Raw genomic sequence first — 18,882 nt, forward strand, 5'->3', positions numbered from 1 at the left:
GATGAAACTCTACAATCTTAAAGATCATAACGAGCAGGTAAGTTTTGCACAGGCAGTAACGCAGGGGCTGGGCAAAAACCAGGGGCTGTTCTTCCCGCACGATCTGCCGGAATTCGGTCTGACCGAAATTGACGAGATGCTGAAGGAGGATTTCGTCACCCGCAGCACCAAAATTCTTTCCGCCTTTATTGGCGACGAAATCCCGAAGGAGCTGCTGGAAGAGCGCGTTCGCGCGGCCTTTGCCTTCCCGGCACCGGTAAGCCAGGTCGAGCCGGATGTCGGCTGCCTTGAGCTGTTCCACGGTCCGACGCTGGCGTTTAAAGATTTTGGCGGCCGCTTTATGGCGCAGATGCTGACTCACATCAGCGGTGATAAGCCAGTAACCATCCTGACCGCCACCTCCGGCGATACCGGGGCGGCGGTGGCGCATGCCTTCTACGGCCTGAAAAACGTCCGCGTCGTGATCCTCTATCCGCAGGGTAAAATCAGCCCGCTGCAGGAAAAACTCTTCTGTACGCTCGGCGGCAACATTGAAACCGTCGCTATCGACGGGGATTTCGATGCCTGTCAGGCGCTGGTTAAGCAGGCCTTCGATGATGAAGAACTGAAAGTGGCGCTGGGTCTGAACTCCGCCAACTCCATCAACATCAGCCGCCTGCTGGCGCAGATCTGCTATTACTTCGAAGCGGTGGCGCAACTGCCGCAGGAAGCGCGTAATCAGCTGGTGATCTCGGTGCCGAGCGGCAACTTTGGCGACCTGACAGCTGGCCTGCTGGCGAAGTCTCTGGGCCTGCCGGTGAAACGCTTTATCGCGGCTACCAACGCCAACGACACCGTTCCTCGTTTCCTGAAAGAGGGCAAGTGGACGCCAAACGCGACGCAGGCCACCCTGTCTAACGCGATGGATGTCTCACAGCCTAACAACTGGCCGCGTGTGGAAGAGCTGTTCCGCCGTAAAATCTGGCGTCTGAATGAGCTGGGTTACGCTGCGGTGACTGACGAAACCACCAAAGAGACCATGCGTGAGCTGAAGCAGCTGGGCTACGTCTCTGAACCGCATGCCGCGGTGGCGTATCGCGCCCTGCGCGATCAGCTGAACCCGGGCGAGTACGGCCTGTTCCTCGGCACCGCGCACCCGGCGAAGTTCAAAGAGAGCGTGGACGCGATCCTGGGCGATTCCCTGCCGCTGCCGAAAGAGCTGGCCGAACGTGCCGATCTGCCGCTGCTGTCGCACAACCTGCCGGCCGATTTTGCGGCGCTGCGTAAGTTGATGATGACGCGCGGGTGATTTTTGTTGCCGGGTGGCGCTTCGCTTACCCGGCCTACACGAGCTCGAATTGTAGGCCCGGCAAGCACAGCGCCGCCGGGCACCATGCTGCATAATCAAGCCGGGGACGCCTCTGCGTTACCCGGCTTTTTTATGGAGAAATTAAGGAGAAAAATAGCAGGGAAAAAGTAGAAATTCCCAATAAATGCGGACACTTACAGAATAGGATTGCAGAGAATAACATCCTCCCTCTCCCTCACGTAATCTCCTTACATCGGCCCACAACGGGCAAGATCAATAAGGAGTAACCTATGTCGAAACTGAAACCTGTGCTGATCGCGCTTTCTCTGATGCTGGTGGCTCCGATGGCGGCTCAGGCCTCTGAAATCACCCTGGTACCGGCGGTCAAACTGCAAATTGGCGATCGGGACAAGCAAGGACACTACTGGGATGGCGGTCACTGGCGTGACCATGACTGGTGGAAATCTCACTACGAGTGGCGGGACAATCGCTGGCATCCGCATGGCGAGCATCACGATAATCGCCATCACGATCGTCATGACGATCACCGTCCGGGACCGGACCGGAAGCACCATTAAAATTACCCCGCCAACCGGCGGGGTTTTTCTTTACTGCTCGTGGCGCTTAAACACCAGCTCACCTTTCCCTGATGCTTCCTCATCAAAGAAATAACCTTCGCTGTCGAATGCTTTCAGTTGCTCTGGCTGGGTCAGACGGTTTTCAATGATGTAGCGGCTCATCAGCCCGCGCGCTTTTTTGGCGTAGAAGCTGATCACTTTGAATTTGCCATTCTTCTCGTCCAGGAAGACAGGCTTGACGATCTCCGCGTTCAGCTTTTTCGGTTTGACCGATTTGTAGTATTCATCGGATGCCAGGTTGATCAGGACGTTGTCGCCCTGTGCCTTCAGCGCCGCGTTCAGCGTGTCGGTGATGGTCTCGCCCCAGAACTGATAGAGATCTTTCCCTCTCGCGTTTTCCAGGCGGATCCCCATCTCCAGGCGGTAAGGCTGCATCAGATCCAGCGGGCGCAATACCCCGTACAGGCCGGAGAGCATGCGCAAATGCTGCTGGGCAAAATCAAAATCCGCTTCGCTAAAGGTTTCTGCCTGCAGACCGGTATATACATCGCCTTTAAAGGCCAGAATCGCCTGACGGGCGTTGGATGGGGTGAAATCGGGCTGCCAGTCGTGGAAACGGGTGGCATTCAGATCCGCCAGCTTGTCGCTGATGCTCATTAGGGTCGCAATTTGCGGAGCCGAAAGTTTACGCGCCTCGTGGATCAGCTGTTGCGAATGATCCAGCAGTTCCGGCTGGGTATAGCGCTCGGTGGCAAGTGGGCTCTGGTAATCGAGCGTTTTGGCAGGTGAAATCAGAATCAGCATATCCAGTCCTTGCAGGAGATTTGGTGCGATTTTAACAAAAAAACCGCCTCGATTGATCGATGGCTGTTATTGACGCGGCAAATCATCCCAGGCGCCGGGGGCGAGCTGTTCTTCAATCTCAGGATAACGCGAGGCATCAAAGACCGGCTGGACGCCCAGCTTGCGCTGACGCAGATAGTCCCGGGCAATCAGGGTCACCACCGGGGAGAGCAGCAGGATAGCTGTCAGGTTGGCGATGGCCATCAGGGCCATGATGATATCCGCCAGCTGCCAGACCATCGGCAGGCTTAACAGCGATCCGAGCAGCACCATCAGCACAACGCCGCCCCGTAATACCCAGCGCGATCGCCGGGCATCGGGATGCAGAAAGATCAGATTATTTTCGGCATAGATGTAATTCACCACGATGGAGCTGAACGCGAACAGGATAAGGATAAACCCTACGAATCCGGCTCCCCAGCTCCCGGTCAGGTTTATCAGCGCCTGTTGCAGCAGCTGTATGCCTGCGGTATCTGCCGGCAGATCCATCGGCCCTGCCAGCAGCACGATCATGGCGCTGGCGGTGCAGATAATGATGGTATCGACGAAGACGCCGATCATCTGCACCAGCCCCTGAGAGGCCGGGTGAGGGGGGCAGGAGGCGGCGGCTGCGGCGGCATTCGGGGTTGAGCCCATGCCCGCTTCGTTGGAAAACATGCCGCGCTGGAAACCTGCCGTCAGGGCCTGACTCAGGGTATAGCCCAGTGCCCCGGCGGCCGCTTCGCGCCAGCCAAAGGCGCTTTTGACGATCAGGCTGAAGACGGCAGGTAACTGTTCGGCATGCCAGGCGCAGATGATCAGGCTGGTCATGAGCCACAGCAGCGCCATCGCCGGCACCATCCACTGCATCAGCCGGGCGACGCCTTTGATGCCGGTGACGATCACCAGCAGCGTGAACGCGGCCAGCATGCCGCCGGTGATGATTTCCGGGCAGTCAAAGGCGAAGCGCAGCGCATGGGCCACCGAGTGGGCCTGGACAGTGTTAAAAATAAGACCGTAAGCGACGAGCAAAAAGAGTGAAAAGAGCACGCCCATCCAGCGCATGCCGAGACCCCGGGCCATGTACCAGGCTGGGCCACCGCGAAATTGCCCCTGTTTATCCGCTTCCTTATATAGCTGCGCCAGCGAGCACTCTGCGAAGGAGGTCGCCATGCCGATAATGGCGGTCATCCACATCCAGAATATCGCCCCCGGGCCGCCAGCGGAGATGGCCAGCGCGACCCCGGCCAGGTTACCGCTGCCGAGCCGGGCCGCCAGGCTGGTGCAGAGCGCCTGGAACGAGGTTAAGCCTCCCGGCTGCGGGCTCAGGCTATTTTTCAGATTAATGCGCAGTTGAGGAAGGGCGCTAAATTGAATAAACCCGCTGCGAACAGTGAACCAAAGACCTGCCGCAAAAAGCAGGTATATCATCACTGAACCCCACAGGATTTCATTAATAAACGACAGATAATCAGGCACTAACGTCCCTCGTGTTGATGCCAAAGTGCATAGGTAATCGCTTCGAGCGATTGAACAAACAGTGAATGGGTAATCTGTTATTTTGCCGAGTTTATCACAGTATCCTTCAGCGCATTGTCTGCGGTTGCGCTGACCTTCCGTCGTGTTATCATCAGGGCAGACCGGTTACATCCCCCTAACAAGTAAACCTGTCATTTTTCCGTTTCTGGCATCTTGCTGGTAACGCGAATTATCCAGGGCAAGTTAAAGAGAAACACTATCATGACGGATAAATTAACCTCCCTTCGTCAGTTCACGACTGTTGTCGCTGACACCGGAGATATCGCGGCAATGAAGTTGTACCAGCCGCAGGATGCCACAACGAACCCTTCTCTGATCCTTAACGCTGCACAGATCCCTGAATACCGTAAACTGATCGACGATGCTGTTGCCTGGGCGAAAAGCCAGAGCAGCGATCGCGCACAGCAGGTAGTGGATGCTACCGACAAACTGGCTGTGAACATCGGTCTGGAGATCCTGAAACTGGTTCCGGGCCGTATCTCCACTGAAGTGGATGCGCGTCTCTCTTACGACACCGAAGCCTCCATCGCGAAAGCCAAACGCCTGATCAAGCTGTACAACGATGCGGGTATCAGCAACGACCGTATCCTGATCAAACTGGCTTCCACCTGGCAGGGCATTCGCGCTGCTGAGCAGCTGGAAAAAGAGGGCATCAACTGTAACCTGACCCTGCTGTTCTCCTTCGCGCAGGCGCGTGCGTGTGCAGAAGCGGGCGTCTACCTGATCTCGCCATTCGTGGGCCGTATTCTGGACTGGTACAAAGCCAACACCGATAAGAAAGAGTACGCGGCAGCGGAAGATCCGGGTGTGGTTTCCGTTACTGAGATCTACGAGTACTACAAACAGCACGGCTATGAAACCGTGGTGATGGGCGCAAGCTTCCGTAACGTGGGTGAGATCCTGGAACTGGCTGGCTGTGACCGTCTGACCATCGCACCTGCGCTGCTGAAAGAGCTGGCAGAAAGCGAAGGTACCATCGAGCGTAAGCTGAGCTTCAGCGGCGAAGTGAAAGCCCGTCCAGAGCGCATCACTGAATCTGAGTTCCTGTGGCAGCACAACCAGGATCCAATGGCGGTAGACAAACTGGCGGACGGTATCCGTAAGTTTGCCATCGACCAGGAAAAACTGGAAAAAATGATCGGCGACCTGCTGTAATCATACCCGCGTGACCGGGCTCCCGGTCACGCTACCTCTCTCATACCCTGTCTGAATCGCCTTCCTGCGTGTATCATTCCCCTCAATCTGTATTGTTTGAATGGAATGGATATGAATACCTTACGCATTGGCTTAGTTTCCGTCTCAGATCGCGCCTCCAGCGGTGTCTATGAAGATAAAGGCATCCCCGCGCTGGAAGCCTGGCTGGCGTCTGCCCTGACTACGCCGTTTGAAGTACAAACCCGTCTGATTCCGGACGAGCAGGCCGTGATTGAGCAAACCCTGTGTGAACTGGTGGATGAAATGAGCTGTCACCTGGTACTGACAACCGGCGGTACCGGTCCGGCACGACGCGATGTGACCCCGGACGCAACGCTTGCCATCGCCGACCGCGAAATGCCGGGCTTTGGCGAACAGATGCGCCAGATCAGTCTACACTTTGTGCCAACGGCAATCCTGTCACGTCAGGTCGGAGTGATCCGCAAGCAGGCGCTGATCCTCAATTTACCAGGCCAGCCGAAATCGATTAAAGAGACGCTGGAAGGCGTTAAAGAGGCTGACGGCAAAGTGGTGGTGGCGGGGATCTTTGCCAGTGTACCGTATTGTGTACAGCTTCTTGAAGGGCCTTATGTCGAAACCGATCCGCAGGTGGTAGCAGCTTTTCGCCCGAAAAGCGCGAGGCGTGAAACAATCTCCTGAAATTAACAATAATGTGACATAAGCTGTAACGATAGTAGCGTGCTGATTGATTTACGGTATAGTAATTTTTTCTTTACGATCGCTGTAAATATAATCCAATAATTCAGCCCAGAATGGTTCGCTATGTCACATTACAACCGGCCTCTCACTCGTCAGGATTATAAAACCCTCACGCTTGCCGCACTTGGTGGCGCGCTGGAGTTTTATGACTTCATCATTTTCGTCTTCTTTGCTGCTGTCGTCGGGGAGCTGTTCTTCCCGCCTGACATTCCCGAATGGCTGCGTCAGGTTCAGACCTTTGGCATTTTCGCCGCCGGTTATCTGGCGCGCCCGCTGGGCGGCATCGTAATGGCCCACTTCGGCGATCTGGTCGGGCGTAAGAAGATGTTCACCCTTAGCATCCTGCTGATGGCGGTACCCACCCTGGCGATTGGCCTGTTACCGACCTATGCCTCCATGGGCATTCTCGCGCCGATCCTGCTCTTACTGATGCGCATCCTGCAGGGGGCGGCGATCGGCGGTGAAGTGCCTGGGGCATGGGTATTTGTGGCGGAACATGTTCCGGCCCGGCGGATCGGCATCGCCTGCGGCACGCTGACCGCAGGGCTGACCGTCGGCATTCTGCTGGGCTCGGTGGTGGCGACGCTGGTGAATACCAGCATGACCCAACAGGCGGTACACGACTGGGGCTGGCGTATTCCATTCCTGCTGGGCGGCGCGTTTGGCCTGGTCGCCATGTATCTGCGCCGCTGGCTGCAGGAGACACCGGTATTCCTTGAGATGCAGCAGCGTAAGGCGCTGGCGCAGGAGCTGCCGGTGAAAGCGGTGGTGGTGCGGCACAGAAAGGCGGTGGTGATGTCAATGCTGCTCACCTGGCTGCTCTCGGCGGGTATCGTGGTGGTGATTTTGATGTCGCCGGTCTGGCTGCAAAAACAGTACGGCTTTGCCCCGGCGGTAACGTTGCAGGCTAATAGCATTGCAACCATCATGCTCTGCTTTGGCTGTCTGATTGCCGGGCTGGCGGTGGATCGTATCGGCTCCAGCCTGACCTTTATTATTGGCAGCCTGCTGCTGGCCGGGTCGAGCTGGGCGTTTTACCATCTTGCGGGCAGCCATCCTGAACAGCTGTTCCTGCTGTATGGCACGGTGGGGCTTTGCGTGGGTGTGGTGGGCGCTGTGCCGTACGTGATGGTCCGCGCCTTCCCGCCAGAGGTGCGCTTCACCGGTATTTCGTTCTCCTATAACGTCTCGTACGCCATCTTCGGCGGCCTGACGCCGGTTGCCGTAACCCTGCTGATGGGGATATCGCCGATGGCACCCGCCTGGTATGTGCTGGCGCTCTCGTTGATGGGACTGGCACTGGGGATCTGGCTACGGCAGGGGATGATAGAGAAAGAGGTGCCGGAACTGGCTAGCTCCGCTCGCGGATAAACGCCGGAGAGATTTCGTGCCCGCGGAGCGGGCACGAAGGGGATCAGTGTTTTTCACCAATCGGCAGAACGGTGCGACCGAACTGCTCGTTCAGGACTTCACCCATTGCCAGGTAGATGGCGCTGGCGCCGCAGACCAGGCCAACCCAGCCCGCCACGTGGATAATGGCTTCGCCGTTATCCACCAGGTGACCCACTGCCAGCAGGGCGAACAGCACGGTCAGGCTCAGGAAGACGAACTGCAGCGCGCGGTTACCTACCAGCGTGCCGAAGAACATGAACAGCGTGAAGACGCCCCACAGGCCCAGGTAGACACCCAGGAACGGTGTATTAGCCGCATCGGTCAGGCCCATTTTCGGCATCAGCAGAATGGCGACCAGGGTCAGCCAGAAAGAGCCGTAAGAGGTGAATGCGGTTAAACCGAAGGTGTTGCCTTTCTTATATTCCAGCAGGCCCGCGAAGATCTGTGCGATACCGCCATAAAAAATGCCCATCGCCAGGATAACGCCATCCATCGGGAACATCCCGATATTATGCAGGTTCAGCAGAATGGTGGTCATGCCAAAACCCATCAGGCCCAGCGGAGCCGGATTAGCCAACTTAGTGTTGCCCATAAGTCCTCAAAAAAATCATCATTAATATGGTGAAATAGTGGTTCCCACGCCAATACTCCCTGGCGGGGCGCGGCATCATAATGGGCGCCATCGATGCCGTCTATGATCTAATCAGGGTGAAATTAAAAAATTTTTTATCCATCCCCCTTGATGGATGCCGTTGCGACCCCATCTTGTAGTCAACCGCAGTGTGTGGACCTGAAAAAATTCAAATCTGGGCAGTTGAAAAAGCACCTTTTGCCCTTATTACAGGTACACAACCACATGTTGACCGAATTTATAGTGGAGACGTTTAGATGGGTAAAATTATTGGTATCGACCTGGGTACTACCAACTCTTGTGTAGCGATTATGGACGGCACTACTGCACGTGTGCTGGAGAATGCCGAGGGCGATCGCACCACGCCTTCTATCATTGCCTATACCCAGGATGGTGAAACTCTGGTTGGTCAGCCGGCTAAACGTCAGGCAGTGACAAACCCGCAAAACACGCTGTTTGCGATTAAGCGCCTGATTGGCCGTCGCTTCCAGGACGAAGAAGTTCAGCGTGATGAAGCCATCATGCCGTACAAAATCATCGGCGCTGAAAACGGCGACGCCTGGATTGATGTTAAAGGTCAGAAAATGGCACCGCCGCAGATCTCTGCTGAAGTGCTGAAAAAAATGAAGAAAACGGCGGAAGATTACCTGGGTGAGCCGGTAACTGAAGCGGTTATCACTGTACCAGCCTACTTCAACGATGCGCAGCGTCAGGCGACCAAAGACGCAGGCCGTATCGCGGGTCTGGAAGTCAAACGTATCATCAACGAACCAACCGCAGCGGCACTGGCTTACGGTCTGGATAAAGAAGTTGGCAACCGCACCATCGCGGTATACGACCTTGGTGGTGGTACTTTCGATATCTCTATTATCGAAATCGACGAAGTTGACGGCGAAAAAACCTTCGAAGTTCTGGCAACCAACGGTGATACCCACCTGGGTGGTGAAGACTTCGACAGCCGTATGATCAACTACCTCGTTGACGAATTTAAGAAAGATCAGGGCATTGACCTGCGTAACGATCCGCTGGCTATGCAGCGCCTGAAAGAAGCCGCAGAAAAAGCGAAAATCGAGCTCTCTTCTGCGCAGCAGACCGACGTGAACCTGCCGTACATCACTGCAGACGCCACCGGTCCAAAACACATGAACATCAAAGTGACTCGCGCGAAACTGGAAAGCCTGGTAGAAGACCTGGTTAACCGTTCCATCGAGCCGCTGAAAGTTGCGCTGCAGGATGCGGGCCTGTCCGTATCTGAAATCCAGGACGTTATCCTGGTAGGTGGTCAGACTCGTATGCCAATGGTTCAGAAGAAAGTTGCTGAATTCTTTGGTAAAGAGCCGCGTAAAGACGTTAACCCGGACGAAGCCGTTGCTATCGGTGCTGCTGTTCAGGGCGGCGTACTGACCGGTGATGTTAAAGACGTACTGCTGCTGGACGTTACCCCGCTGTCTCTGGGTATCGAAACCATGGGCGGTGTGATGACTCCGCTGATCGCCAAAAACACCACCATCCCGACCAAGCACAGCCAGGTGTTCTCTACCGCTGAAGACAACCAGTCTGCGGTAACCATCCACGTGCTGCAGGGTGAGCGTAAACGTGCCGCAGATAACAAAGATCTGGGCCAGTTTAACCTCGACGGTATCAGCCCGGCGCCACGCGGTATGCCTCAGATCGAAGTCACCTTCGACATCGATGCTGACGGTATCCTGCACGTTTCCGCGAAGGACAAAAACAGCGGTAAAGAGCAGAAGATCACCATCAAGGCCTCTTCTGGTCTGAACGAAGAAGAGATCCAGAAAATGGTTCGCGAAGCAGAAGCGAACGCCGAGTCTGACCGTAAGTTCGAAGAGCTGGTTCAGACCCGCAACCAGGGTGACCATCTGCTGCACAGCACCCGTAAGCAGGTTGAAGAAGCGGGCGATAAACTGCCAGCTGACGACAAAACGGCTATCGAGTCTGCACTGAGCGCGCTGGAAGCTTCCCTGAAGGGCGAAGACAAAGCTGATATCGAAGCGAAAATGCAAGCACTGGCGCAGGTTTCCGGGAAGCTGATGGAGATCGCACAGCAGCAGCACGCACAGCAGCAGGCTGGCGCAGGCGCTGACGCTTCTGCGAACAACGCGAAAGATGACGATGTTGTCGACGCAGAGTTTGAAGAAGTGAAAGACAAAAAATAATCGCCCTTTGAACGGGTAATACACTGGCACGGGCGAAGAGGTTTCCTCTCCGCCCGTGCACGCATGTTAGGGGCAGATAAAACAAGATGGCAAAGCAAGACTATTACGAGATTTTAGGCGTTTCCAAAACAGCGGAAGAGCGTGAAATCAAAAAGGCGTACAAGCGCCTGGCCATGAAATATCACCCGGACCGCAACCAGGGTGACAAAGAGGCCGAAGCCAAATTTAAAGAGATCAAAGAAGCCTACGAAGTCCTGACCGATGCGCAGAAACGTGCGGCCTACGATCAGTACGGTCATGCCGCGTTTGAACAGGGCGGTATGGGCGGCGGCGGATTTGGCGGCGGCGGCGCAGATTTCAGCGATATCTTTGGTGACGTGTTCGGCGATATCTTCGGCGGCGGCCGCGGTCGTCAGCGTGCAGCCCGTGGCGCAGACCTGCGTTACAACATGGAGCTGACGCTGGAAGAGGCGGTCCGTGGCGTGACGAAAGAGATCCGCATCCCGACGCTGGAAGAGTGTGACGTTTGCCACGGCAGCGGCGCGAAGGTGGGCACCAAGCCGCAGACCTGTCCAACCTGTCACGGCTCCGGTCAGGTGCAGATGCGTCAGGGCTTCTTCGCGGTGCAGCAGAGCTGTCCGCACTGTCAGGGTCGCGGTACGCTGATCAAAGATCCGTGCAACAAATGTCACGGTCACGGTCGCGTCGAGAAGACCAAAACCCTCTCCGTTAAAATCCCGGCGGGCGTGGATACCGGCGATCGTATTCGTCTCTCTGGCGAAGGCGAAGCAGGCGAGCATGGCGCACCGGCAGGCGATCTGTACGTTCAGGTACAGGTGAAGCAGCACGCGATATTTGAGCGTGAAGGTAACAACCTGTACTGCGAAGTGCCGATCAACTTTGCGATGGCGGCGATGGGCGGTGAGATTGAAGTGCCAACGCTGGACGGTCGTGTAAACCTGAAAGTGCCTGGCGAAACCCAGACCGGCAAGCTGTTCCGTATGCGCGGTAAAGGCGTGAAATCTGTCCGTGGCGGCGCGCAGGGCGACCTGCTTTGCCGCGTGGTGGTAGAAACCCCGGTTGGCCTGAACGAAAAACAGAAGCAACTGCTGCGAGAACTGCAGGATAGCTTTGGTGGCCCAACGGGTGAAAACAACAGCCCGCGCTCCAAAAGCTTCTTTGATGGCGTGAAAAAATTCTTTGACGATTTGACTCGCTAATGCTGAGCTAACATTGTCCCCGAAGCCCGGAAGCGATTCCGGGCTTTTTTATCCCTGAAATAATCAGATCGAAAAAACTGAGTCTATAGTTAACATTAACCTGCTTTTGCCGATGAATATCCGTGCGTATGATGGTTTTAACGAAGGATTGTCGTAAAAAGAGAGAGTAATAGTGAAACTTTTGAATCGTTTTTTCCGCAATGAGGCCTCTGGGGGCATCATACTTATGCTGGCCGCAGCCATCGCTATGCTGCTGGCAAACCTGGGCCCAACCCACGGCCTGTATCACGCTTTTCTGGAAACACCCGTTGAGTTACGTGTCGGCGTGCTGGAAATCAACAAGAACATGCTGCTGTGGATCAACGATGCACTGATGGCGGTCTTTTTCCTGCTGGTGGGGCTGGAGGTCAAGCGTGAGCTGGTCCAGGGCTCCCTGGCAAGCCGTCAGCGCGCGGCGTTTCCGGTGATTGCCGCCATCGGCGGGATGGTGGTTCCGGCCCTCATCTTTCTGGCTTTTAACTATCAGGATCCCATTGCCCGGGATGGCTGGGCGATCCCGGCAGCAACGGACATCGCCTTTGCGTTGGGCGTTCTGGCGCTGTTAGGTAAACGCGTGCCGATGGAGTTAAAAATCTTCCTGATGGCGCTGGCGATCATCGATGACCTGGGCGCAATCGTCATTATTGCCCTGTTCTATACCAGCGAACTGTCGGTGCTGTCGCTGGCGGTAGCGGCGGCGGCCATCGCGGTGCTGGCGCTACTCAATATCTGCAATGTCCGTCGCATTGGTATCTATCTCCTGGTGGGCATGGTGCTGTGGACGGCTGTACTGAAATCGGGCGTGCATGCCACTCTGGCCGGCGTGATTATCGGTTTCTTCATGCCGCTGAAGGCGCAAGAGGGTAAATCGCCGGCGAAGCAGCTCGAGCACGTGCTGCATCCGTGGGTCGCTTTTATGATCCTGCCGCTCTTTGCCTTCGCAAACGCGGGTGTTTCCCTTGAGGGCGTCACGCTGGATGGATTGATGTCGATGCTGCCGCTGGGGATCATCGCCGGGCTGTTTATCGGTAAGCCGCTGGGGATTGGCCTCTTCTGCTGGATGGCGCTGAAACTGAAGCTTGCCACCTTGCCGCACGGAACCACCTGCCGGCAGATCATGGCCGTTGGCGTGCTGTGCGGGATCGGCTTTACAATGTCGATCTTTATCTCAACACTGGCGTTTGGCGCGAATGCCCCTGAGCTTATCATCTGGGCTAAGCTGGCTATCTTAACCGGATCGCTGTTGGCTGCGTTTGTAGGTTATATGTTGCTGAAGACGAAATTGCCGTCGCAGGCGCATCCGGCGTAACGGGACTCCGGGAGGGACAGGCAGCCCTCCCGTTAACACAATCAGGGAGCGAGGATCGTATGTCTCATCTTAACTACAACCATCTTTACTACTTCTGGCATGTCTATAAAGAGGGGTCGGTTGTCGGCGCTGCAGAGGCGCTCTACCTGACGCCGCAGACGATTACCGGGCAGATCAAAGCGCTGGAGGAGCGCCTGCAGGGCAAGCTCTTCAAGCGTAAGGGGCGCGGTATTGAGCCAAGCGAACTGGGTGAACTGGTGTTTCGCTACGCCGACAAAATGTTCACCCTGAGCCAGGAGATGCTGGATATTGTGAATTACCGTAAGGAGTCGAACCTGCTCTTTGATGTGGGCATTGCGGATGCGCTGTCAAAGCGGCTGGTCAGCGGGGTGCTGGATGCGGCAGTCGTGAAGGATGAGCAGATCCACCTGCGCTGTTTTGAATCGACGCATGAGATGCTGCTGGAGCAGTTGAGCCAGCATAAGCTGGATATGATTATCTCTGACTGCCCCATCGACTCCACGCAGCAGGAAGGCCTTTTTTCGGTAAAGATTGGTGAATGCGGCGTCAGCTTCTGGTGCAGCAATCCGCCACCAGAAAAACCGTTCCCCGCCTGTCTGGAAGAGCGCCGTTTACTGGTTCCCGGGCGTCGTTCGATGCTGGGACGCAAGCTGCTGAACTGGTTTAACTCCCAGGGACTGAACGTTGAAATTCTGGGTGAGTTTGACGATGCCGCATTGATGAAAGCGTTCGGCGAAGCGCATAACGCCATTTTTGTCGCCCCAACGCTCTATGCGCAGGATCTCTATGCGGATGAGAAGATTACCGAGATTGGCCGGGTGGATAACGTGATGGAAGAGTATCACGCCATTTTTGCCGAAAGGATGATCCAGCATCCGGCGGTACAACGTATCTGTAATCAGGATTACGCTGCGCTGTTTACGCCACCGGTACTCTGAAGGCATAAAAAAACCCGCGTTAAGCGGGTTCTTTTAAAACAAGCAACAACAAATAGCGATTAAGCCAGTTTGTTGATCTGCGCGGTCAGGTTAGCCTTATGACGCGCTGCTTTGTTTTTGTGGATCAGACCTTTAGCAGCCTGACGATCCACGATTGGTTGCATTTCGTTAAATGCGTTCTGCGCAGCAGCTTTGTCGCCAGCTTCGATAGCTGCGTATACTTTCTTGATGAAAGTACGCATCATAGAGCGACGGCTTGCATTGTGCTTACGAGCCTTTTCAGACTGGATAGCACGTTTCTTAGCTGATTTGATATTAGCCAAGGTCCAACTCCCAAATATGATCTATGTGGACAATTCAAAGGCCGAGGAATATGCCCTCTATACCTTCTTTTGTCAATGGATTTGTGCAAATAAGCGCCGTTAATGTGGCGACGCTACGTTACGTAGTGATGGCGCAGGATTCTACCAGCTTGTCGTGTCTGAATACAGCTTTTCGGCACAAAAAACGTTATCTGCCGACAGTTTTTTTCGCTCTGAAAGGTCAGCATGATGAAATCATTACAGCTTTCTGTTTTGCGGCAACAATCGCCGGTTAACCTTAACCGCTGTACAAGGTATACTCTGGCGATTTTCACTGTTTTGAGCCAGTCATGAAGCTGATACGCGGCATACATAATCTCAGTCAGGCCCCGCACGGGTGTGTGCTGACTATTGGTAATTTCGACGGCGTGCATCGTGGGCATCAGGTGCTGTTGCAGGGATTGCGTGAAGAGGGACGGGCACGGGGTCTGCCGGTCGTCGTAATGATTTTTGAACCGCAGCCGCTGGAGCTTTTCGCCAGCGAAAAGGCGCCTGCGCGACTGACCCGTCTGCGTGAAAAATTACGCTATCTGGCGCAGTGTGGCGTGGACTATGTCCTGTGCGTCCGGTTCGACCGACGCTTTGCCGCCCTGACGGCACAAAATTTTGTTGGCGACCTGCTGGTCGATCGCCTCGGGGTACAGTTTTTGGCGGTGGGTGATGATTTCCGCTTTGGCGCTGGTCGTCAGGGGGATTTCTTGCTATTACAGAAGGCTGGTCTGGAGTATGGCTTTGACGTCACCAGCACTCAGACCTTTTGCGAAGGCGGCGTGCGCATCAGCAGCACGGCGGTTCGCCAGGCTTTAGCCGATGACGATCTGGATACCGCCGCAAAACTGCTCGGACGCCCGTTCTCCATTTCCGGACGGGTCGTGCATGGCGATGAACTGGGTCGCACCATTGGTTTCCCTACGGCGAATGTACCGCTGCGCCGTCAGGTTTCCCCGGTCAAAGGGGTTTATGCGGTAGAAGTGACGGGGCTGGGTGATAAGCCTTTACCGGGTGTTGCCAATATTGGTACCCGTCCGACAGTTGCTGGCGTGCGCCAGCAGCTTGAAGTGCATTTGCTGGACGTTGTAATGGACCTCTACGGTCGCCATATAGATGTAATCCTGCGTAAAAAAATACGCAATGAGCAGCGATTCGCCTCGCTTGATGAGCTGAAAGCGCAAATCGCGAGAGATGAATTAACAGCCCGCGAAATATTTGGGCTATCGAACCCGGCTTAATGCCTGAGATATAAATACGGAACCGAGAATCTGATGAGTGACTATAAATCAACCCTGAATTTGCCGGAAACAGGGTTCCCGATGCGCGGCGATCTCGCCAAGCGCGAACCGGGAATGCTGGCGCGTTGGACCGATGATGACCTGTACGGCATCATCCGTGCAGCCAAAAAAGGTAAAAAAACTTTCATTCTGCATGATGGCCCTCCCTATGCGAATGGCAGCATTCATATTGGTCACTCTGTAAACAAGATTCTGAAAGACATTATCGTTAAGTCCAAAGGCTTAATGGGCTATGACTCGCCTTACGTTCCAGGCTGGGACTGCCACGGTCTGCCGATCGAGCTGAAAGTGGAGCAGGAGTTTGGCAAGCCGGGTGAGAAATTCACCGCTGCTGAATTCCGTGCTAAATGCCGCGAATATGCCGCCACGCAGGTTGATGGTCAGCGTAAAGACTTTATCCGTCTGGGCGTACTGGGCGACTGGTCGCATCCGTACCTGACCATGGACTTCAAAACCGAAGCCAACATCATCCGTGCGCTGGGTAAAATCATCGGCAACGGCCACCTGCACAAAGGCGCTAAGCCGGTGCACTGGTGCGTGGACTGCCGCTCTGCGCTGGCAGAGGCAGAGGTTGAGTATTACGACAAAACCTCTCCGTCCATCGACGTAGCCTTTGAAGGCGTCGATCAGGATGCGCTGCAGGGCAAATTTGGTCTGCCGGGCGTCAACGGCCCAATCTCGCTGGTCATCTGGACCACCACACCGTGGACCCTGCCTGCCAACCGCGCGATCTCCCTCTCTGCGGAGTTCGAATACGCGCTGGTACAGGTGGAAGGCCGGGCGCTGATTCTGGCGAAAGATCTGGTTGAGAGCGTGCTGAAGCGCGCGAACATCACTGATTACCAGGTACTCGGCACCGTGAAGGGCGCTGAACTGGAGCTGATGCGCTTTAAGCATCCGTTCCTCGATTTCGATGTGCCGGCGATCCTGGGCGAGCACGTTACCCTGGAAGCGGGTACCGGTGCGGTACATACCGCCGGTGGCCACGGCCCGGACGACTACAACATCAGCCTGCAGTACGGGCTGGAAATCGCTAACCCGGTTGGCCCGGATGGTGCTTACCTGCCTGGCACATACCCGACGCTGGACGGTGTTAACGTCTTTAAAGCCAACGATATCATCGTCAATATGCTGCGCGACAACGGCTCGCTGCTGCACGTTGAAAAAATGCAGCACAGCTATCCATGCTGCTGGCGCCACAAGACGCCAATCATCTTCCGTGCGACCCCGCAGTGGTTTGTGAGCATGGATCAGAAAGGGCTGCGCGCGCAGTCACTGAAAGAGATCAAAGGTGTGCAGTGGATCCCGGACTGGGGCCAGGCGCGTATCGAGTCCATGGTGGCGAACCGTCCTGACTGGTGTATCTCCCGTCAGCGTACCTGGGGCGTACCGATGTCTCTGTTCGTGCATAAAGAGACCCAGGAGCTTCACCCACGCACGCTGGAGCTGATGGAAGAAGTCGCTAAGCGCGTTGAAGTGGACGGCATTCAGGCGTGGTGGGATCTTGATTCCCGCGACATCCTGGGCGCAGATGCGGATAACTACGAGAAGGTGCCGGATACGCTGGACGTCTGGTTCGACTCCGGATCCACCCACGCCTCCGTGGTTGACGTGCGTCCTGAGTTTGCCGGTCACGCTGCCGACATGTATCTGGAAGGTTCTGACCAACACCGCGGCTGGTTCATGTCATCTCTGATGATCTCCACCGCCATGAAGGGCAAAGCGCCTTACCGTCAGGTACTGACCCACGGTTTCACCGTAGATGGTCAGGGCCGCAAGATGTCCAAATCTATCGGTAACACCGTTTCTCCGCAGGACGTGATGAACAAGCTGGGCGCGGATATTCTGCGTCTCTGGGTGGCATCCACCGACTACACCGGCGAAATGGCGGTTTCTGACGAGATCCTGAAGCGTGCTGCCGACAGCTATCGTCGTATCCGTAACACCGCGCGCTTCCTGCTGGCGAACCTGAATGGTTTCGATCCGGCAAAAGACATGGTGAAACCGGAAGAGATGGTAGTGCTGGATCGCTGGGCGGTAGGCTGTGCCCAGGCGGCGCAGGAAGATATCGTTAAGGCGTACGACTCCTACGACTTCCACGAAGTGGTGCAGCGCCTGATGCGCTTCTGCTCCATCGAGATGGGCTCGTTCTACCTCGACATCATCAAAGACCGTCAGTACACCGCCAAAGCGGACAGCGTGGCGCGTCGTAGCTGCCAGACTGCGCTGTACCACATCGCGGAAGCGCTGGTGCGCTGGATGGCGCCGATCATGTCCTTCACCGCAGATGAGATCTGGGGCTACCTGCCAGGCGACCGTGAGAAGTATGTCTTCACCGGCGAGTGGTATGAAGGTCTGTTTGGCCTGGGCGAAACCGAAGCCATGAACGATGCCTTCTGGGACGAGCTGCTGAAAGTGCGCGGCGAAGTGAACAAGGTCATCGAGCAGGCGCGTACCGACAAGAAAGTGGGCGGCTCTCTGGAAGCGGCAGTAACCCTGTACGCTGAACCAGAGCTGGCGGCGAAGCTGACGGCGCTGGGCGATGAATTACGATTTGTCCTGTTGACCTCCGGTGCAAAAGTTGCGGATTATGCCGATGCGAGCGCTGATGCCCAGCAGAGCGAACTGCTCAAAGGGCTGAAAGTGGCGCTGGCGAAAGCCGACGGCGAGAAGTGCCCGCGCTGCTGGCACTACACGACCGACGTCGGTCAGGTGGCGGAACACGCAGAGATCTGCGGACGCTGTGTCAGCAACGTCGCCGGTGATGGCGAAAAACGTAAGTTTGCCTGATGAGTAAATCACTCTCTTCAACAGGGCTGCGCTGGCTGTGGCTGGTGGTAGTCGTGCTGATTATTGATTTGGGCAGCAAGTACCTGATCCTCCAGAATTTTGCTCTGGGGGATACGGTTCCGCTGTTCCCGTCGCTTAATCTGCACTATGCGCGTAACTATGGCGCGGCGTTTAGCTTTCTGGCGGACAGCGGCGGCTGGCAGCGCTGGTTCTTTGCAGGTATCGCTCTCGGTATCTGCGTAGTGCTGGCCGTGCTGATGTACCGTTCGAAAGCCACGCAAAAGCTGAACAACATCGCCTACGCGCTGATCATTGGCGGCGCGCTGGGTAACCTGTTCGACCGTCTGTGGCACGGCTTTGTGGTCGATATGATCGACTTCTATGTCGGCAACTGGCACTTCGCCACCTTCAATCTGGCCGATACGGCGATTTGTATCGGTGCGGCGCTGATTGTGCTGGAAGGCTTCTTGCCGAAGCCCGCAGCGAAAGAGCAGGCGTAACAAACCCGCCGGGCGGCGCTGCGCTTGCACCGGCCTACGATGAGTAGGCCCGGTAAGCGCAGCGCTACCGGGC

At 55.8% G+C, this 18,882-nt stretch carries 16 protein-coding genes and 1 pseudogene; 13 read left to right on the forward strand and 4 right to left on the reverse strand.

Annotated elements, in window-relative coordinates:
- Position 1 precedes the first annotated feature (1 nt).
- Complete coding sequence (gene thrC, locus FHC51_RS08620; RefSeq protein WP_156237769.1) at positions 2–1,288, forward strand: threonine synthase; 1,287 nt, start codon at positions 2–4, stop codon at positions 1,286–1,288.
- A 290-nt stretch (positions 1,289–1,578) separates the two neighbouring features.
- A complete protein-coding gene (locus tag FHC51_RS08625; protein ID WP_103823195.1) occupies positions 1,579–1,866 on the forward strand; it encodes a DUF2502 domain-containing protein in 288 nt (95 codons plus the stop codon).
- Between the two features lie 30 nt (positions 1,867–1,896).
- On the opposite strand, the gene yaaA is transcribed toward FHC51_RS08625, so the two are convergent.
- Both yaaA and FHC51_RS08635 read right to left on the reverse strand, forming a co-directional pair.
- Positions 1,897–2,670 carry a peroxide stress protein YaaA gene (yaaA, locus tag FHC51_RS08630; RefSeq protein WP_103823196.1) on the reverse strand — a complete coding sequence of 258 codons (774 nt, stop codon included), beginning with the start codon at positions 2,668–2,670 and terminating at the stop codon, positions 1,897–1,899.
- A 66-nt stretch (positions 2,671–2,736) separates the two neighbouring features.
- A complete protein-coding gene (locus FHC51_RS08635; RefSeq protein ID WP_220435336.1) occupies positions 2,737–4,167 on the reverse strand; it encodes a sodium:alanine symporter family protein in 1,431 nt (476 codons plus the stop codon).
- A gap of 261 nt (positions 4,168–4,428) precedes the next feature.
- Here FHC51_RS08635 and tal point away from each other — a divergent pair, with 261 nt between their 5' ends.
- The 3 genes from tal to FHC51_RS08650 all read left to right on the forward strand — a co-directional run bounded on the left by tal (position 4,429) and on the right by FHC51_RS08650 (position 7,512).
- Positions 4,429–5,382: a transaldolase gene (gene tal / locus FHC51_RS08640; protein ID WP_103823198.1), complete on the forward strand. Its 954-nt coding sequence runs from the start codon at positions 4,429–4,431 to the stop codon at positions 5,380–5,382.
- 111 nt (positions 5,383–5,493) lie between these two features.
- Complete coding sequence (mog, locus tag FHC51_RS08645; RefSeq protein WP_114315925.1) at positions 5,494–6,081, forward strand: molybdopterin adenylyltransferase; 588 nt, start codon at positions 5,494–5,496, stop codon at positions 6,079–6,081.
- Positions 6,082–6,204: 123 nt separating this feature from the next.
- Positions 6,205–7,512 (forward strand): MFS transporter, encoded by a 1,308-nt coding sequence (locus FHC51_RS08650; protein WP_220435337.1) that lies wholly within the window; start codon positions 6,205–6,207, stop codon positions 7,510–7,512.
- 43 nt (positions 7,513–7,555) lie between these two features.
- Here the strand turns inward: FHC51_RS08650 and satP are convergent, their stop codons facing one another.
- The gene (gene satP / locus FHC51_RS08655; RefSeq protein WP_220435338.1) at positions 7,556–8,125 is read right to left on the reverse strand and encodes an acetate uptake transporter; all 570 of its coding nucleotides are present in this window, start codon (positions 8,123–8,125) and stop codon (positions 7,556–7,558) included.
- A gap of 296 nt (positions 8,126–8,421) precedes the next feature.
- On the opposite strand from satP, the gene dnaK reads away from it, so the two are divergent.
- The 4 genes from dnaK (at position 8,422) to nhaR (ending at position 13,868) form a co-directional block, all read left to right on the forward strand.
- The gene (gene dnaK, locus FHC51_RS08660; protein WP_103823202.1) at positions 8,422–10,341 is read left to right on the forward strand and encodes a molecular chaperone DnaK; all 1,920 of its coding nucleotides are present in this window, start codon (positions 8,422–8,424) and stop codon (positions 10,339–10,341) included.
- An 86-nt stretch (positions 10,342–10,427) separates the two neighbouring features.
- The gene (gene dnaJ, locus FHC51_RS08665) at positions 10,428–11,561 is read left to right on the forward strand and encodes a molecular chaperone DnaJ (RefSeq protein ID WP_103178209.1); all 1,134 of its coding nucleotides are present in this window, start codon (positions 10,428–10,430) and stop codon (positions 11,559–11,561) included.
- Between the two features lie 172 nt (positions 11,562–11,733).
- Positions 11,734–12,909: a Na+/H+ antiporter NhaA gene (nhaA, locus tag FHC51_RS08670; protein ID WP_220435339.1), complete on the forward strand. Its 1,176-nt coding sequence runs from the start codon at positions 11,734–11,736 to the stop codon at positions 12,907–12,909.
- 59 nt (positions 12,910–12,968) lie between these two features.
- Complete coding sequence (nhaR, locus tag FHC51_RS08675) at positions 12,969–13,868, forward strand: transcriptional activator NhaR (protein ID WP_103178211.1); 900 nt, start codon at positions 12,969–12,971, stop codon at positions 13,866–13,868.
- Between the two features lie 59 nt (positions 13,869–13,927).
- Here nhaR and rpsT read toward each other — a convergent pair whose 3' ends face one another.
- The gene (gene rpsT / locus FHC51_RS08680) at positions 13,928–14,191 is read right to left on the reverse strand and encodes a 30S ribosomal protein S20 (protein WP_008502037.1); all 264 of its coding nucleotides are present in this window, start codon (positions 14,189–14,191) and stop codon (positions 13,928–13,930) included.
- A 154-nt stretch (positions 14,192–14,345) separates the two neighbouring features.
- On the opposite strand from rpsT, the pseudogene FHC51_RS22895 reads away from it, so the two are divergent.
- The 4 genes and pseudogenes from FHC51_RS22895 to lspA all read left to right on the forward strand — a co-directional run bounded on the left by FHC51_RS22895 (position 14,346) and on the right by lspA (position 18,809).
- A pseudogene (locus FHC51_RS22895) lies at positions 14,346–14,513 on the forward strand (DUF2575 domain-containing protein).
- Positions 14,514–14,520: 7 nt separating this feature from the next.
- Positions 14,521–15,459 carry a bifunctional riboflavin kinase/FAD synthetase gene (ribF, locus tag FHC51_RS08685; RefSeq protein ID WP_103823205.1) on the forward strand — a complete coding sequence of 313 codons (939 nt, stop codon included), beginning with the start codon at positions 14,521–14,523 and terminating at the stop codon, positions 15,457–15,459.
- A gap of 33 nt (positions 15,460–15,492) precedes the next feature.
- Positions 15,493–18,309 (forward strand): isoleucine--tRNA ligase, encoded by a 2,817-nt coding sequence (ileS, locus tag FHC51_RS08690; RefSeq protein WP_220435340.1) that lies wholly within the window; start codon positions 15,493–15,495, stop codon positions 18,307–18,309.
- Positions 18,309–18,809 carry a signal peptidase II gene (gene lspA / locus FHC51_RS08695; protein ID WP_103178215.1) on the forward strand — a complete coding sequence of 167 codons (501 nt, stop codon included), beginning with the start codon at positions 18,309–18,311 and terminating at the stop codon, positions 18,807–18,809. Before ileS ends, lspA begins: the two co-directional genes overlap by 1 nt.
- Positions 18,810–18,882 lie beyond the last annotated feature (73 nt).

This window comes from Leclercia sp. EC_58, from assembly GCF_019584355.1.
Lineage (GTDB): Bacteria > Pseudomonadota > Gammaproteobacteria > Enterobacterales > Enterobacteriaceae > Enterobacter.

Excerpts from the sequence above, each read along its gene's own strand:
- thrC (WP_156237769.1), top strand. The coding sequence starts at position 2 with ATGAAACTCTACAATCTTAAAGATCATAACGAGCAGGTAAGTTTTGCA.
- FHC51_RS08625 (WP_103823195.1), top strand. The coding sequence starts at position 1,579 with ATGTCGAAACTGAAACCTGTGCTGATCGCGCTTTCTCTGATGCTGGTG.
- yaaA (WP_103823196.1), bottom strand. The coding sequence starts at position 2,670 with ATGCTGATTCTGATTTCACCTGCCAAAACGCTCGATTACCAGAGCCCA.
- tal (WP_103823198.1), top strand. The coding sequence starts at position 4,429 with ATGACGGATAAATTAACCTCCCTTCGTCAGTTCACGACTGTTGTCGCT.
- mog (WP_114315925.1), top strand. The coding sequence starts at position 5,494 with ATGAATACCTTACGCATTGGCTTAGTTTCCGTCTCAGATCGCGCCTCC.
- FHC51_RS08650 (WP_220435337.1), top strand. The coding sequence starts at position 6,205 with ATGTCACATTACAACCGGCCTCTCACTCGTCAGGATTATAAAACCCTC.
- satP (WP_220435338.1), bottom strand. The coding sequence starts at position 8,125 with ATGGGCAACACTAAGTTGGCTAATCCGGCTCCGCTGGGCCTGATGGGT.
- dnaK (WP_103823202.1), top strand. The coding sequence starts at position 8,422 with ATGGGTAAAATTATTGGTATCGACCTGGGTACTACCAACTCTTGTGTA.
- dnaJ (WP_103178209.1), top strand. The coding sequence starts at position 10,428 with ATGGCAAAGCAAGACTATTACGAGATTTTAGGCGTTTCCAAAACAGCG.
- nhaR (WP_103178211.1), top strand. The coding sequence starts at position 12,969 with ATGTCTCATCTTAACTACAACCATCTTTACTACTTCTGGCATGTCTAT.
- ribF (WP_103823205.1), top strand. The coding sequence starts at position 14,521 with ATGAAGCTGATACGCGGCATACATAATCTCAGTCAGGCCCCGCACGGG.
- ileS (WP_220435340.1), top strand. The coding sequence starts at position 15,493 with ATGAGTGACTATAAATCAACCCTGAATTTGCCGGAAACAGGGTTCCCG.
- lspA (WP_103178215.1), top strand. The coding sequence starts at position 18,309 with ATGAGTAAATCACTCTCTTCAACAGGGCTGCGCTGGCTGTGGCTGGTG.